This is a genomic window from Pseudomonas mucoides (assembly GCF_015461845.1).
Classification (GTDB): Bacteria; Pseudomonadota; Gammaproteobacteria; order Pseudomonadales; family Pseudomonadaceae; genus Aquipseudomonas; species Aquipseudomonas mucoides.
Genome location: NZ_JACOPW010000003.1, coordinates 605,967 through 620,931, shown reverse-complemented (window position 1 = coordinate 620,931; position 14,965 = coordinate 605,967). Strand labels below are relative to the sequence as shown.

Here is a 14,965-nt window from a genome sequence, read left to right as displayed (position 1 = left end):
CATACTGCGCGGCTTGAATTTCAATCGTTTTACGGAAAACTCACCGCATGAAACGTACGCCCCATCTGCTCGCCATTCAGTCCCACGTGGTGTTCGGCCACGCTGGCAACAGCGCCGCGGTTTTCCCGATGCAGCGGGTCGGGGTGAATGTCTGGCCGCTCAACACCGTGCAGTTTTCCAACCACACCCAATACGGCCAGTGGACGGGTGAAGTGCTGGCGCCGCACCAGATCCCTGAGTTGGTCGAAGGCATTGCCGCGATTGGCGAGCTGGGCAACTGCGATGCGGTGCTGTCCGGTTACCTGGGCAGTGCGGCTCAGGGCCGGGCGATCCTGACCGGCGTGGCGCGCATCAAGTCGATGAACCCCAAGGCGCTGTATTTGTGCGACCCGGTGATGGGCCATCCGGAGAAGGGCTGCAGCGTTCCGGCTGAAGTCAGCGATTTCCTGCTGGAAGAAGCGGCGTCGGTGGCTGACTTCATGTGCCCGAACCAGTTGGAACTGGACAGCTTCTCTGGACGCAAACCGCAGTCACTGTTCGACTGCCTGGCCATGGCGCGAGCGCTGTTGGCGCGTGGGCCTAAGGCGGTATTGGTCAAGCATCTGGATTACCCCGGCAAACCGGCGGATGGCTTCGAGATGTTGTTGGTGACTGCCGAGGGCAGCTGGCATCTGCGGCGTCCGCTGCTGGCGTTTCCGCGTCAGCCGGTGGGCGTGGGCGACCTGACGTCCGGGCTGTTCCTGGCGCGGGTGTTGTTGGGCGACAGTCTGGTCGCTGCATTCGAGTTTACGGCCGCAGCGGTGCATGAAGTGTTGCTGGAGACTCAGGCCTGTGCCAGCTATGAGCTGGAACTGGTGCGGGCGCAGGACCGGATTGCTCATCCGCGGGTGCGGTTTGAGGCGACGGCGATCAGTCTTTAATCCGCGTTGCTTGCCCCCACAGTGGATTTGTGAACGACACAGATCCAATGTGGGGGCGACGGTGCGACCTGCTCGCGATGGCTATCTAAAACAGGTCAAAGCCCTCAGGCATCACCCTTGATTTCCTGATAGCGCTTTTCCAGCTCCTGACGAATCTGCCGACGCTGCTGTGCCTGGATGAAGCGGCGCTTTTCTTCGCTGTTGTGCGGTTGCAAAGGCGGTACGACCGCGGGTTTGCGGTTGTCATCCACCGCGACCATGGTGAAAAAGCAGCTGTTGGTGTGGCGCACCGAGCGCTCGCGGATGTTCTCGGTCACCACCTTGATGCCCACCTCCATGGAGGTATTGCCGGTGTAGTTGACCGACGCCAGAAAGGTCACCAGTTCGCCGACATGAATCGGCTCGCGGAAGATCACCTGGTCCACCGACAGCGTCACCACGTAGCGACCGGCATAACGGCTGGCGCATGCATACGCGACTTCGTCGAGGTACTTGAGCAAGGTACCGCCGTGGACATTGCCAGAGAAGTTGGCCATGTCGGGGGTCATCAATACCGTCATCGACAGTTGTGCGTTTCCGGGTTCCATAGCGTTCTCACGGTTCAAGGCAGAATTTCAGGGGCGCACCTCTGCGGGTGCCTTGTCAGCTTTTCAAAACCAACAGTTATCGGGACGCCGGGTAGCTGGCTGCCGTCACGCCTGTTTCGATCTGTTTCCATATATTGCACCGCCTTTGCGGCACAAGTCCCGGTGTTAACCTCCAAAAGTCCCCGCTTAAGGAGCACACGCCATGCATGCCATCAGTTTCATTCAGGATTTGGCAGTGATCATGTTGATCGCCGGCGTGGTGACCGTGCTGTTCCATCGCTTCAAGCAGCCCGTGGTGCTGGGCTACATCGTCGCCGGTTTCATCATCGGCCCGCACACGCCGCCGTTCGGGCTGATCCACGACGAAGAAACCATCAAGACCCTCGCGGAGCTCGGGGTGATCTTCCTGATGTTCTGCCTCGGTCTGGAATTCAGCCTGCGCAAGTTGTTCAAGGTCGGCGCGACGGCGTTCATCGCGGCGTTCCTTGAAATCGTGTTGATGATCTGGATCGGCTACGAGATTGGTCGCTGGTTTGACTGGAACACCATGGATTCGCTGTTCCTCGGCGCGATCCTGGCGATTTCCTCGACCACCATCATCGTCAAGGCACTCAACGACCTGAAGATGAAGAACGAGCGTTTCGCGCAGTTGATCTTCGGTGTGCTGATCGTCGAAGACATCCTGGGCATTGGCATCATTGCGTTGCTGTCGAGCATCGCCGTCAGTGGCACGGTCAGCTCTGGCGAAGTGTTTTCCACAGTCGGCAAGCTTTCGCTGTTCATGATTGTTGCGCTGGTCATCGGGATATTGCTGGTGCCGCGGCTGTTGGCTTACGTGGCCAAATTCGACAGCAACGAGATGCTACTGATTACCGTTCTGGGGCTATGTTTCGGTTTCTGCCTGCTGGTGGTGAAGCTGGAATACAGCATGGTGCTCGGTGCGTTCCTGATTGGCGCGATCATGGCCGAGTCTCGACAACTGTTGAAAATAGAGCGCCTGATCGAGCCGGTTCGCGACTTGTTCAGTGCGATTTTCTTCGTCGCCATCGGCCTGATGCTGGATCCGATGATCCTGCTGCAATACGCCTGGCCAATCGCCGTGATCACCGTGGCGGTGGTGCTTGGCAAGATGCTGTCCTGCGGACTCGGGGCATTTATCGCCGGCAATGACGGGCGCACCTCACTGCGCGTGGGGATGGGGCTTTCGCAGATCGGCGAATTTTCTTTCATCATTGCGGCGTTGGGCATGACGTTGCAGGTGACCAGCAACTTCCTCTACCCAGTCGCCGTGGCGGTTTCGGTGATCACTACGCTGCTGACTCCGTACCTGATCCGCGCGGCCGATCCGTTGTCGATCAAGCTCGCCGCCGTGATGCCGCAACGGCTGGGAAGGGTGTTCGGGATGTACGGCGAATGGCTACGCAGCATTCAACCGCAGGGCGAGGGCGCGCTGCTGGTGTCGATGATTCGGCGGATTTTGTTGCAGGTGGGGGTTAATCTGGCGCTAGTGATTGCGATTTTCTTCTCGGGGGCGTTCTTCGCCGAGCCTGTGTCCGCGTATCTGCAAGACTGGATCAGCGACCCGAGTTGGCAGAAAGCATTGATCTGGGGTGGCGCGTTGCTGGTGTCGCTGCCGTTCCTGATCGCCGCCTATCGCAAGCTCAAGGCGCTGTCGTTGTTGTTGGCAGAGATGGGCGTGAAGCCGGAAATGGCCGGACGCCACACGCAGCGAGTGCGTCGGGTGATCGCCGAAGTGATCCCGATCCTCTCGCTGCTGGTGATTTTCCTGCTACTGGCAGCCTTGTCGGCCAGTATTCTGCCGACCAACAAGTTGCTGGTACTGATCATCGTGGTCGCTGCCGCCGTGGCAGCATTGCTCTGGCGCTGGTTCATCCGCGTGCATACGCGGATGCAGGTGGCCTTGCTCGAAACCCTGGACAACCACAATGATGCACCCGGTCACTGAGACCTGCGCCAGCTGCTACAAAGTCTGGATAGGCTAAATCAGCTTTCCAGCCAGACGTCCCGCGCCCAGTGCCACACCGATTCCCAGGTTTCTTCGGCGATCAGTTCTTCTTCGGCCTGCCACAGCACCACCGTGCCGTCTTCTTCAACGAGGTAATAGTCATCACCGTCCTGGCAGATCGGGATCATGCTGCGGTCAACGCCAGCGTCCCAGGCGTTGGCGGCAACGTCTGGCAGGTAGGTGTGGGATTGCGGGTCGGTGACAGTCACCGGTTCCAGGCTGCCGTAGACCACGTCGCTGACGGTCAGCAAAAATTCTCTGAAGACGAACGGAATGTCGATGAACAGTTGTTCTTCGATTTCCACGATTTGATCTTCGTCGGGCAGCTCCAAGGGGACTGGTACCGGTTCGTTGGCTTCACGCAGTTGTTCGATGATTTCTTCCACGTCCGGGATCCTCTTGCTTGATGGCGCGGTTTAGTTGGGGCGGTTTATACAGTAGCTCGCTATAGATGCAACCGCGAAATAGAAAACCCCAGCCGAGGCTGGGGTTTTTATTACAACACGCTTAACGCTGTGGGGGATCAGCCGTTCTGGCGGATACCGGCCACCAGCCAAGGCTGGTTTTCGCCTTGTGGACGTTCCATGTTCCAGCTTTCGCTGAACACTTCGCCCTGGTCGAAACGTGAAGTCTTCGACACGCCGCTGAAGGTCAGGGTGGCGATGGTCTTGTCGGCACGATCATCCACGCCGTCCAGTTGAACATTGAGGTTATCAATGTAGGTGGACTGGAAACCGTCGCCCAGGTCAGCACGTTCGCGCTTGAGGAACTCGAGCATTTGCGGGGTCACGAACTCGGCGATCTTGTCCATTTCGTTGGCGTCCCAATGCTGTTGCAGGGACTGGAAGTGGTTGCGAGCCGCTTCAATGAAGTTCTTTTCATTGAACCAGGCCGGAGCATTGATGACCGGACGAGCGGCAACCGGTGCAGCCGAGCCGCCGAAGATCGACCCCCCCGCAGGCTTCTGGTCGAACACTTCACGCTGCATTGGCGCGTGGCCAGCGGGAGCCATGTGCTCCTGCTGCTTGCGACGACGAGCGGCGATGAAGCGGAAGACCAGGAAGGCGATGACCGCCATGATCAGGATGTCGAAGATCTGCATGCCCTGGAAGCCGCCGCCCATGAACATGGAGGCCAGCAGGCCACCGGCAGCGATGCCGGCCAGAGGGCCGAGCCAGCGCGAAGCACCGCCAGCCTTGGCCGCAGTGCCCGCGGCACCGGCAGCACCAGCGGTCGCCGCAGCGCCGCCCATGCCTGGAGAAGAAGGCGCCATTTGGCTGGTCTGGTGGGTCGGCGCAGCGCCGACGCTTTTGCCGCCACCAAAGCGCTTGGCGTTGGCGTCGAGGCTCATCGTCAGGCCGATGCACAACGCCATGGCGATGCTAAGAAAACGTTTCATAAAGGGTAATCCCATTTGTGGATGGCACGCGCGCCATGTTGCACAGCTGAAGTGTTACTGGCTAGCGGCAGAGTGTTTCGGGCTTTTGCCTGACAGGTTGCGTTCAGCTTCAGTCAGCGCAATAAGGCCTTTTGAGTTCGGTCCGTAGGACGAGTGGATAGCTTCAGTAGGATGGATGCCTAGCGGCGCAGCGCCAGCATGATCACACCGGCCGTGATCAGGCCGATTCCACCCCATTGGCGCAGGTCGAGTTTTTCGCCCAGCAGGATCACGCCGAGCACCGCCACCAGCACCACGCTGAGCTTGTCCACCGGAGCGACCAGCGAGGCCGGCCCCCGTTTCAGCGCGCGGAAGTAGCAGATCCACGAGGCGCCGGTGGCCAGTCCCGACAGCAGCAAGAACAGGTAGCTCTTCGCCGAGATCGATCCTAATGATTGATATTGGCCCGTGGCGTACAAAATCAAGGCCAGGCTGACCAATACCACTACGGTGCGCAGCAGGGTGGCAAAGTCGGAATTGACGTTTTCGATACCGATTTTGGCGAAGATCGCGGTCAGGGCGGCAAACACCGCCGACATCAGGGCCCAGAACGTCCAGGAAGAAAAGAAGCCTGAGCCCATTATTTCGCGCCTTACAAGATCAACCTGCTGGGGTGGGGGGGGAGCACAAACCCTGTGGGAGCGAGCCTGCTCGCGAAGGACGCACCACGGTTTATCAGATACACCGCGGCGCTTTCATTCGCGAGCAGGCTCGCTCCCACAGAAAAGCTATTAAACAGCTTCCAGCTTCGCGTAACCCAGCATCAGCCACTTGCTGCCTTCGCTGAAATTCACCTGCACCCGCGCCTGCGCACCGGAACCCTCGAAGTTGAGGATCACGCCGTCGCCAAAGATCGAGTGCCGTACAGTCTGACCCAGGCTGAAGCCGGTATCCGGAATCTCGCTGCCGCTGAACAGGTTGCTGCCGCTCATCGATTGATTGCCACCGAACGGACGGCTGACACTGTTGGACAAACGCACTTCCTGGATCAGGCCTTTAGGCACTTCCCGTACGAATCGCGAGACCTTGTTGTAGGTTTCGCTGCCGTACAGGCGTCGGGTTTCAGCATAGGTCATCACCAGATTCTGCATGGCCCGGGTGATGCCGACGTAGGCCAGACGGCGTTCTTCCTCAAGACGGCCGGGTTCTTCCAGGCTCATCTTATGCGGGAACAGGCCTTCTTCCATGCCTACCAGGAACACGTAAGGGAATTCCAGGCCCTTGGCGCTGTGCAAGGTCATCAACTGAATGCTGTCTTCGTGCTCTTCGGCCTGAGTATCACCGGCTTCCAGCGACGCATGGCCAAGGAATGCCGCCAGCGGCGTCAGGTCTTCGTCTTCTTCGGCGTTTTCGAAGTTGCGCGCGGCGCTGACCAGTTCCTCAAGGTTTTCTACCCGAGCCTGGCCTTTCTCGCCTTTTTCCGCCTGGTGATAGGCGATCAGCCCGGATTGCTCGATGACCGTTTGGGTCATCAGGTGCAGGGGCATTTCCATGCACTTGGCAGCAAGGTTCTCGATCAACTCGATAAAGGCACCGAGCGCGCCGGCAGCGCGACCGGTCAGGCCTTTATTGGCGACCAGCAGGCGCATGGCTTCCCACATCGACACATCGCTGTGACGGGCGTGGTCGCGGATGGCTTCGACGGTTTTCTCGCCGATGCCACGGGCCGGGACGTTGATCACCCGCTCCAGCGCCGCATCGTTGCCTCGGCCTTCCAGCAAACGCAGGTAAGCCATGGCGTTCTTGATTTCTGCCCGCTCGAAGAAGCGCTGACCGCCATAGATACGGTACGGAATGCGCTCACGCAGCAGGGCTTCTTCCAAAACGCGCGATTGGGCGTTGGAGCGGTACAAAATCGCGATATCGCTGCGAGCCAAGCCGGTTTTCAGCGCGCTTTCAATGGTTTCCACCACGTAACGTGCTTCATCGTGTTCGTTGAACGCAGCGTATAGATTGATCGCTTCGCCTTCGCCGCCATCGGTCCACAGCTCTTTGCCCATGCGCCCGGTGTTATTGGCGATCAGGGCGTTGGCGGCCTTGAGAATACCGGCGGTGGAGCGGTAGTTCTGCTCCAGGCGAATGGTCTCGGCATCCGGAAAATCATCGGAATACTGATAGATGTTCTCGATTTTTGCGCCGCGCCAGCCGTAGATCGACTGATCGTCGTCGCCCACCACCATCAGGCTGTCGCCGCCCTTGGCCAGCAGACGCAACCAGGCGTACTGCACGGCGTTGGTGTCCTGGAACTCGTCCACCAGGATGTGGCGGAAGCGTTTCTGATAATGAGCCAGCAAACCCGGGTGGTCGCGCCACAGATCGAGGGCACGCAAGAGCAATTCGGAGAAATCGATCACACCCGCGCGCAGGCAGGCAGCCTCGTAGGCCTCATAAATGCTGCGCATGGTCGCCAGGAACATATCGCCGCTGGCTTGAATATGTTGCGGACGCAGACCTTCGTCTTTCTGCCCATTGATGAACCACTGGGCCTGGCGGGCGGGCCAGCGTTGTTCGTCCAGTCCTAGCTCGCGTATCACTCGCTTGACCAAGCGTTGCTGGTCATCGCTGTCGAGAATCTGGAATGTCTGGCTCAGCCCGGCCTCCTGCCAGTGCGCCCGCAGCAAGCGGTGCGCCAGGCCGTGGAAGGTGCCGACCCACATGCCGGCGGGGTTGAGCCCCATCAGCTGCTCGATGCGCTGACGCATCTCGGCCGCGGCCTTGTTGGTGAAGGTCACCGACAGGATTGAGTGCGGCGAGGCGTTTTCGACCTGGATCAACCAGGCGATACGGTGCACCAGCACTCGGGTTTTACCGGAACCAGCACCGGCCAGGACCAACTGACGACCCACGCGGGCAGCTACGGCCTGGCGTTGGGCGTCGTTGAGGGAGTTCAGCAGAAGGGAGAGATCATCGCGCATCGGGGCATTCTAGGGTGCGCCGCCACACCGGGCAAACCGAGCTTTGCATTAGCCGATGAAAGATGCACGGAGGACGACCGGTCAGTCACTGGCTGCAGGCGTTGGCGGGCCGCGCTCCAAGGGTTTTGGCGGGGCGTCGGAGGGCTGAAATATTGTCGAATTTATGATCCGGGGCAGTTTGGTAAGGGCATTGGCTTGTGTATGCTCCGTCGACGTTTCGGGCTCATGCTCATCATTATAAGAACAAGAACATTGCCTATGACCCTCAGCATCGACCTGTCGGGCCCCACGGTGGAGCCGCGGGTCATCCGCAAGCAGTACGCCATGGAAATGGCGGTCGAACGCACGCGCCTGCTTTATCAGGGGTCACTGCTGCCCACGTTATTCATGTTGATCAATGGTCTGGTCTGCGCCGGTTTGCTCTGGAGCCCGCAGCGCTATTTCCTGGTCAGCGTCTGGATGGTGTGGCTGCTGTCGCTGGTGGCGTTGCGGGTGATTCAAGTCGCGGCCTTCGATTCGGCGATTCCCAACCGCCAGGCACATCCGATCTGGCGCCGCATGTTTTTGCTCGGCTCTGGCCTTACCGGCCTGACCCTGGCCGGTGCCGGTATTGCGTTGGTGCCCGCCGACAATTTCATGCAGCAAGCGTGGGTGTTCGGCCTGATCGGCGCCGCCGCACTTTCCGCCAGTGTTGCCTACGCGGTCAGCCTGCCGGCATTCCTGTCCTTTACCTTGCCCTGCCTGTTACCGGCCATTGCCTATTTATTCTGGGGCGGCGACGCACAGGATCATGGCTGGGGCTGGTTCGGCCTGATTTTGTTGGGCGCGCTCAGCGTGATTGCCTGGCAGGTCAATCGGTTGATCGACAGCGGATTGCTGCGTCGTTTTCAGAATCAGGCGCTGATCGAGCATTTACAGCAAGCGCAAAGCTGTAGCGATCAGCTCAATCACGAGTTAGCCAAAGAGATCGATCACCGTCGATGCGCCGAAGAAAAACTGCGCGAAGCCCAGGTCGAGCTGGAAAACCGTGTTGCCCAGCGCAGCCTGGAGCTCGACGTCGCCAACCAGGCCTTGAGCAAGAGTGAAGCGCGACTGGCGTTGGCGTTGAAGGCCAGCGAACTCGGGCTGTGGGACTGGAACCTGCAAACCGATGAAGTCCATCACACGCAGATCCAGGAATTGTTCGGCCTCGCGCCGGAATATGTGACAGCCATGCTTCGCCACCTTCGCCCGCGGTTGCACCCCGAAGACCTGCCGGCGCTGAAGCGCGCGTTGATCGAGCATTTGAAAGGCCGCAGTGAGGATTACCAGATCGAATACCGCGTGCGGCATGGCGACGGTCACTGGGTCTGGATCGAGGACCGTGGCCGGGCTGTCGAGCGAAGCAAAACGGGTCGGGTGATCCGCATGGTCGGCACCCGTCGCGACATCAGCGCGAGCAAAGTCCAGGAAGAACAACGCCAACTGGCGGCAACCGTGTTCGAAGCCGCCAGCGAAGGCATCGTGATTTTCGACCCCGATTACGCCTTGATCGCCGTCAATCAGGCCTTCAGTCGAGTCACCGGTTATGACATCGACGACATGCTGGGGCGCAACGTCGTCGAACTCCCCTGCAGTCGCGATGCTCGCCGCCACTACGGCGCTATCCATCAGGCGCTGGAGCAGCACGGGACATGGCAAGGCGAATTGGTCGAGACCCGTAAAAACGGCGAGCTCTATCCGCAATGGTTGCAACTGAACGCAGTTCGCGATTCCCGAGGAAATGTCAGCCATATTGTCGGCTTCTTCGCCGATCTATCGGCTCGCCGCGAATCCGAAGAACGCATGCGCTACTTGACCCACTATGACGAACTGACGGGCCTGGCAAATCGCTCGTTGTTCCGGGAACGGTTGCGCGAGGCCCATCAGCGGGTGCGCCAGGGCGGACGTAGCCTGGCGTTGCTGCACATCAACCTGGACCGTTTCAAACTGCTCAATGACAGCCTCGGGCATGACGTCGCCGACCAACTGCTGCAGAAAATGTCCCGGCGCCTGGTCAACGCACTGCCAGAGGCCGACACGATCGCCAGGCTTTCCGGCGACGAATTTGCGGTGCTGTTTGATACCTACGGCAACCTGTCGAGCCTGGCGCGGGTGGCGACGCGGTTGTCGACCAAGTTGCGTTTGCCGGTCTCCGTCGATGGCCATGAACTGGTGATCAGTGCGTCCATGGGCATCAGTATGTTGCCGGACAACGCGCGGGAAATTTCTGCGTTGGTCAGTCAGTCGAACATGGCCATGCAGCACGCTAAACACTTGGGCGGCGACAACTTCCAGTTTTATACCGAAAGCCTGCAAGCCAGCACCCTGGAGCGTTTGCAGCTGGAAAACCAGCTGCGCAAAGCCATCGAAGAAAAGCAGCTGAAAGTCTTTTACCAACCCAAACTTTGCCTCGCCACGGGCCACTTGAACGCCGCCGAAGCGCTGGTGCGCTGGGATCATCCGACCATGGGGCGGGTGCCGCCGGGGGACTTTATCGGTCTGGCCGAGGAAACTGGGCTCATCGGCCCAATCGGCGAGTTCGTGCTGCGCCAGGCTTGCTGGCAAGCCTGCGAGTGGCAGCGGCAGGGGCTGGAGCCGATCCGGGTGTCGGTCAACCTGTCGGTGCATCAATTGCGTCAGGGCAAACTGGTCAGCCTGGTGCGCCAAGTATTGGAAGAAACCGGCCTGGCGCCGCACTACCTGGAGCTGGAACTGACCGAAAGCCAGTTGCTGGACAGCGTCGAGCACATCATTGCGACCTTCCAGCAGCTGCGGGATCTGGGGGTGAAGTTGGCGATCGACGATTTTGGCACCGGGTATTCGTCCCTGAGCTACCTCAAACGAATTCCGGTGGACTACGTGAAGATCGATCAGGCGTTTATCCGTGGGTTGGGGGAGGGCACTGTGGATGCGGCCATTACCCGGGCGATCATTGCGATGGCGCATGGTTTGTCGCTGAAAGTGGTGGCCGAAGGCGTGGAGCGGCAAGAGCAGCTGGAGTTTTTGAAAGCCGAGTGCTGCGATGAAGTGCAAGGCTATTTGATCAGTCGGCCCGTTGAGGCTGATGAACTGGCCAAGCTGTTACAAAAGGACGCGAACCCCTCGTAGGGGCTACATGGAGCGTATGAGGCGTGGAATGGGGGCATCGAGTTACGCATTGAGCAGGCAAAAAGCGAATTCTTGTAGTATAACTACAAGCTTGCTACATCCCCGGCAACTGCCAATAACAAAGAGTCCAGCCCTTTGAATCTGCTGCAACACATCGCCCAGTCACGCCACCTCTTACGCAAGTCGGAGCTCAAGGTCGCCGACCACGTGCTGCTTGATCCTGCGGCGGTGATGCACAGCTCCATGGCCGACCTGGCCCACAGCGTCGGCATCAGCGAGCCGACCATCGTGCGCTTTTGTCGCGCCATCGGTTGTTCCGGTTTTCAGGATCTGAAACTCAAACTGGCGCAGAGCCTGGCCGCCGGTGCCAGCTTCGGTCAGTTTGCCATCCATGAAGACGATTCCGTTGCCGACTACAGCCTGAAAATCTTCGACACCACCCTGCACACCTTGATGGAGGTTCGCGAGAAACTCGATCCGGTGGAGTTGCAGCGGGCGGTCTCGCTCATGTCCCAGGCCCAGCGCGTCGAGTTCTATGGCTTTGGCGCATCGGGTGCGGTGGCGGCTGATGCCCAGCACAAATTCTTTCGTTTGCTGCTGACCGCGGCGGCGTACTCCGACCCGCACATGCAAGCGATGTCGGCCGTGACGTTGAAGCCGACTGATGTGGCGATCTGTATTTCCCAGTCCGGGCGCTCCAAGGATTTGCTGATCACGGCCAACCTGGTGCGTGAAAGTGGCGCCTCGCTGATCACCTTGTGCCCGAGCCAGACGCCGCTGGCCGAGCTCTCGACCGTCAACCTGGCGATTGATGTGCATGAAGACACCGAAATCTATACCCCGCTGACCTCGCGTATCGCTCACCTGGTGGTGATCGACGTGCTGGCGATGGGCGTGGCCATGGCGCGCGGCCCGAGCCTGGTCAATCACCTCAAGAGCGTCAAGCGCAGCCTTCGCAGCCTGCGGCTGTCGCCCAAGTCGGTGAAAGCGCTGGATGATTGATTCTGCTGGAATTGTGGCGAGGGGGCTTGCCCCCGTTCGGCTGCACAGCAGCCGCAAAGATTTTGGGGCCGCTTCGCGACCCAACGGGGCGATGCGGCGTTCCGACAAGCCCCCTCACCACACAGTAACCTTCATCTCTCTGTAACCCACCCGCCGCCAAACCGTCATCCCCCGCGCCTATCTTGAAACTCCCGTAATCGCCTTGGGAGACTCGAAATGGCCCAGCCCTACGAAGAACGCAACAGCGCTGCCAAAACCCGTCGTCAGCAAGAAGATCAGCGTCGCATGGAATTCCGTCGCGCCATTGAAGATCGCTGCGAACGTCGCCAACTGCTGGCCGAGATCGGTGATTTTCCAGAGCTGGAACTCAATTACTGGCAGGCGGCACCGACAACTTCCCGTCGAAACGCTCAACCAGCGCGCTGATCTGCACCCGCTCACTGCGGATAAACGCAAGGAATGCGTGCGCCACGGGTGACAGCCTTTTTGCCTTGGCTTGCACCAGGCACCAGCTGCGGTAGAGCGGCAACTCTTCGACCGGCAATTCAATCAAGCCGCCGGTCGCCAACTCAAGGTTCAGGGCGTGACGCGTCAACAGCGCTACGCCCAGACCCGCCAGTACACATTCACGCTGGGCTTCGGCTGATGAGACCTCCTGGGTCTGGTTGAAGTGCACACGCTTCTCCTTGAAATACTCTTCGCACGCCAGTCGCGTCCCGGAACCGGATTCGCGCATCAGCAGGGTGTAGGGCTCAAGGTCTTGCAGGCGCAGTGGCCCCATGTGGCACAGCGGATGATCCGGTGGTGCAACCGCGACAATCGGGTTGTTGAGGAACGGCAGGAATTCCAGCCCCATGTCTTGCGGCACCATCGACATGATCACCAGGTCATCGCGGTTATCGGACAGACGACGAATCACTTGGCCCCGATTGACGACCGTCAGTTGCAGATTGACCTCGGGATGCTGGCGCTTGAACGCGGCAAACAGGTGCGGCACGAAATACTTGGCGCTGGACTCCACCGCCAGTTTCAGCTGTCCTTGCAGAGAGCCCTGCATGTCCGAAAGCTGCATGTCGAGGTTTTCCAGGCGCCCGAAAATATCCCGGCTGGCGCGCTGGAGTGCTTCGGCGGCCTCAGTCATGTAGAGTTTTTTGCCGACGTAATCGAACAAGGGCTGACCAATCAGCTCTTCAAGTTGCCTGATCTGTAGGCTGACGGCCGGTTGTGTGAGCGACATTTCGTCGGCTGCCCGACTGTAGGACCGCAAATCACAGACTTCATTGAAAATCTGCAATTGACGCAATGTCATACGCATCAATGACTTACGCATTATCTGGTCGCTCTCGGCACGGGCTGATGCCACGACTATAAGTCTTTACTTATGCCTAACCCAATAATTATTCATTTTTGTTAATCCCTTACGAGGGCTAGTGTGGGCCTGCGACTGAATTGAAACATTTGGTCACGCGTCGACCTGGTCTAGCAGGTCGTGGTTACCACCGGCTCAAGGGAACCTCCAAAAGTGATAAAAAAGATCCTGATCGCCAACCGTGGTGAGATTGCCGTACGAATCGTGCGTGCCTGCGCCGAGATGGGCATTCGCTCGGTCGCGATCTATTCCGACGCCGACCGTCATGCCTTGCATGTGAAGCGCGCGGACGAGGCCCACAGCATTGGTGCCGAGCCACTGGCCGGTTACCTGAATGCGCGAAAACTGGTGAACCTGGCCGTGGAAACCGGTTGTGATGCGTTGCATCCCGGCTACGGATTCCTCTCGGAAAACGCTGAACTGGCTGATATCTGCGCAGAGCGCGGCATCAAGTTCATTGGTCCATCGGCTGAAGTCATTCGCCGCATGGGCGACAAGACTGAAGCCCGCCGCAGCATGATCAAGGCCGGCGTGCCGGTCACGCCGGGCACCGAAGGCAACGTCGCGGACATCGCCGAAGCCTTGCTCGAAGGCGACCGCATTGGTTACCCGGTGATGCTCAAGGCAACCTCCGGTGGTGGTGGTCGTGGTATCCGTCGCTGCGACAGCCGCGCAGAACTCGAACAGGCTTTCCCTCGCGTGATCTCGGAAGCCACCAAGGCATTCGGTTCGGCGGAAGTGTTCCTGGAAAAGTGCATCGTCAATCCAAAGCACATCGAAGCGCAGATTCTCGGCGACAGCTTTGGCAACGTGGTGCACCTGTTCGAGCGTGATTGCTCGATCCAGCGCCGCAACCAGAAACTGATCGAGATCGCCCCGAGCCCGCAACTGACCCCTGAACAGCGCGCCTACATCGGCGACCTGTCGGTGCGTGCAGCCAAGGCCGTGGGTTACGAGAACGCCGGCACCGTGGAGTTCCTGCTCGCCGAGGGCGAGGTGTACTTCATGGAGATGAACACCCGGGTGCAGGTGGAACACACCATCACCGAAGAAATCACCGGCATCGACATCGTGCGTGAGCAGATCCGCATCGCGTCCGGCCTGCCGCTCTCGGTGAAACAGGAAGACATCCAGCACCGCGGTTTCGCGTTGCAGTTCCGGATCAACGCCGAAGACCCGAAAAACAACTTCCTGCCGAGCTTCGGCAAGATCACCCGTTACTACGCGCCCGGCGGTCCCGGCGTGCGGACCGACACGGCGATCTACACCGGTTACACCATTCCACCGTTCTACGATTCGATGTGCCTGAAACTGGTGGTGTGGGCGCTGACCTGGGAAGAGGCGATGGACCGTGGCTTGCGCGCCCTCGATGACATGCGTCTGCAAGGGGTCAAGACCACCGCCGCGTACTACCAGGAAATCCTGCGTAACCCGGAATTCCGTAGCGGCCAGTTCAACACCAGCTTCGTTGAAAGCCACCCTGAACTGACCAACTACTCGATCAAGCGCAAACCCGAAGAGCTGGCCCTGGCCATCGCTGCCGCCATCGCCGCCCACGCAGGCCTGTGAGGAATATAAC

The 14,965-nt window shown here is 59.5% G+C and carries 12 protein-coding genes; 6 read left to right on the top strand and 6 right to left on the bottom strand.

The annotated features are described in order from the left end of the window. Positions 1-47 precede the first annotated feature (47 nt). The gene (gene pdxY, locus H8F22_RS17680) at positions 48-920 is read left to right on the top strand and encodes a pyridoxal kinase PdxY (RefSeq protein WP_027926264.1); all 873 of its coding nucleotides are present in this window, start codon (positions 48-50) and stop codon (positions 918-920) included. A gap of 104 nt (positions 921-1,024) precedes the next feature. On the opposite strand, the gene H8F22_RS17675 is transcribed toward pdxY, so the two are convergent. Further along, on the bottom strand, positions 1,025-1,507 hold the full coding sequence (locus H8F22_RS17675) for an acyl-CoA thioesterase (RefSeq protein WP_027926265.1): 483 nt from the start codon (positions 1,505-1,507) through the stop codon (positions 1,025-1,027). Positions 1,508-1,709: 202 nt separating this feature from the next. Here H8F22_RS17675 and H8F22_RS17670 point away from each other — a divergent pair, with 202 nt between their 5' ends. Continuing rightward, the gene (locus H8F22_RS17670; protein ID WP_027926266.1) at positions 1,710-3,473 is read left to right on the top strand and encodes a cation:proton antiporter; all 1,764 of its coding nucleotides are present in this window, start codon (positions 1,710-1,712) and stop codon (positions 3,471-3,473) included. Between the two features lie 38 nt (positions 3,474-3,511). Here the strand turns inward: H8F22_RS17670 and H8F22_RS17665 are convergent, their stop codons facing one another. The 4 genes from H8F22_RS17665 to uvrD form a co-directional block, all read right to left on the bottom strand. After that, positions 3,512-3,919, bottom strand: coding sequence for an SMI1/KNR4 family protein (locus tag H8F22_RS17665; protein WP_007943369.1), 408 nt, complete (start codon positions 3,917-3,919; stop codon positions 3,512-3,514). 137 nt (positions 3,920-4,056) lie between these two features. After that, positions 4,057-4,932, bottom strand: coding sequence for a Tim44 domain-containing protein (locus tag H8F22_RS17660; protein ID WP_027926267.1), 876 nt, complete (start codon positions 4,930-4,932; stop codon positions 4,057-4,059). 179 nt (positions 4,933-5,111) lie between these two features. Beyond that, positions 5,112-5,552: an EamA family transporter gene (locus H8F22_RS17655; protein ID WP_027926268.1), complete on the bottom strand. Its 441-nt coding sequence runs from the start codon at positions 5,550-5,552 to the stop codon at positions 5,112-5,114. Between the two features lie 150 nt (positions 5,553-5,702). Beyond that, positions 5,703-7,886, bottom strand: coding sequence for a DNA helicase II (uvrD, locus tag H8F22_RS17650; RefSeq protein WP_027926269.1), 2,184 nt, complete (start codon positions 7,884-7,886; stop codon positions 5,703-5,705). Positions 7,887-8,144: 258 nt separating this feature from the next. Between uvrD and H8F22_RS17645 the strand changes: the two genes are divergently transcribed. The 3 genes from H8F22_RS17645 (at position 8,145) to H8F22_RS17635 (ending at position 12,443) form a co-directional block, all read left to right on the top strand. Further along, positions 8,145-11,015, top strand: a complete 2,871-nt coding sequence (locus H8F22_RS17645) for an EAL domain-containing protein (protein ID WP_027926270.1) — start codon at positions 8,145-8,147, stop codon at positions 11,013-11,015. Between the two features lie 135 nt (positions 11,016-11,150). Beyond that, positions 11,151-12,017, top strand: coding sequence for a transcriptional regulator HexR (gene hexR, locus H8F22_RS17640; protein ID WP_008027445.1), 867 nt, complete (start codon positions 11,151-11,153; stop codon positions 12,015-12,017). A 216-nt stretch (positions 12,018-12,233) separates the two neighbouring features. Continuing rightward, on the top strand, positions 12,234-12,443 hold the full coding sequence (locus H8F22_RS17635) for a PA3496 family putative envelope integrity protein (RefSeq protein ID WP_027926271.1): 210 nt from the start codon (positions 12,234-12,236) through the stop codon (positions 12,441-12,443). Here the strand turns inward: H8F22_RS17635 and H8F22_RS17630 are convergent. Further along, positions 12,385-13,347, bottom strand: a complete 963-nt coding sequence (locus H8F22_RS17630) for a LysR family transcriptional regulator (protein WP_027926272.1) — start codon at positions 13,345-13,347, stop codon at positions 12,385-12,387. The two genes, H8F22_RS17635 and H8F22_RS17630, sit on opposite strands and share 59 nt — an antisense overlap. Before the next feature lie 192 nt (positions 13,348-13,539). On the opposite strand from H8F22_RS17630, the gene H8F22_RS17625 reads away from it, so the two are divergent. Then, positions 13,540-14,955: an acetyl-CoA carboxylase biotin carboxylase subunit gene (locus tag H8F22_RS17625; RefSeq protein WP_027926273.1), complete on the top strand. Its 1,416-nt coding sequence runs from the start codon at positions 13,540-13,542 to the stop codon at positions 14,953-14,955. Positions 14,956-14,965: the final 10 nt, after the last annotated feature.

What these genes read in the sequence shown, in the direction of transcription:
- pdxY (WP_027926264.1), top strand. Translation starts at nt 48, where the DNA reads ATGAAACGTACGCCCCATCTGCTCGCCATTCAGTCCCACGTGGTGTTC.
- H8F22_RS17675 (WP_027926265.1), bottom strand. Translation starts at nt 1,507, where the DNA reads ATGGAACCCGGAAACGCACAACTGTCGATGACGGTATTGATGACCCCC.
- H8F22_RS17670 (WP_027926266.1), top strand. Translation starts at nt 1,710, where the DNA reads ATGCATGCCATCAGTTTCATTCAGGATTTGGCAGTGATCATGTTGATC.
- H8F22_RS17660 (WP_027926267.1), bottom strand. Translation starts at nt 4,932, where the DNA reads ATGAAACGTTTTCTTAGCATCGCCATGGCGTTGTGCATCGGCCTGACG.
- H8F22_RS17655 (WP_027926268.1), bottom strand. Translation starts at nt 5,552, where the DNA reads ATGGGCTCAGGCTTCTTTTCTTCCTGGACGTTCTGGGCCCTGATGTCG.
- uvrD (WP_027926269.1), bottom strand. Translation starts at nt 7,886, where the DNA reads ATGCGCGATGATCTCTCCCTTCTGCTGAACTCCCTCAACGACGCCCAA.
- H8F22_RS17645 (WP_027926270.1), top strand. Translation starts at nt 8,145, where the DNA reads ATGACCCTCAGCATCGACCTGTCGGGCCCCACGGTGGAGCCGCGGGTC.
- H8F22_RS17635 (WP_027926271.1), top strand. Translation starts at nt 12,234, where the DNA reads ATGGCCCAGCCCTACGAAGAACGCAACAGCGCTGCCAAAACCCGTCGT.
- H8F22_RS17630 (WP_027926272.1), bottom strand. Translation starts at nt 13,347, where the DNA reads ATGCGTAAGTCATTGATGCGTATGACATTGCGTCAATTGCAGATTTTC.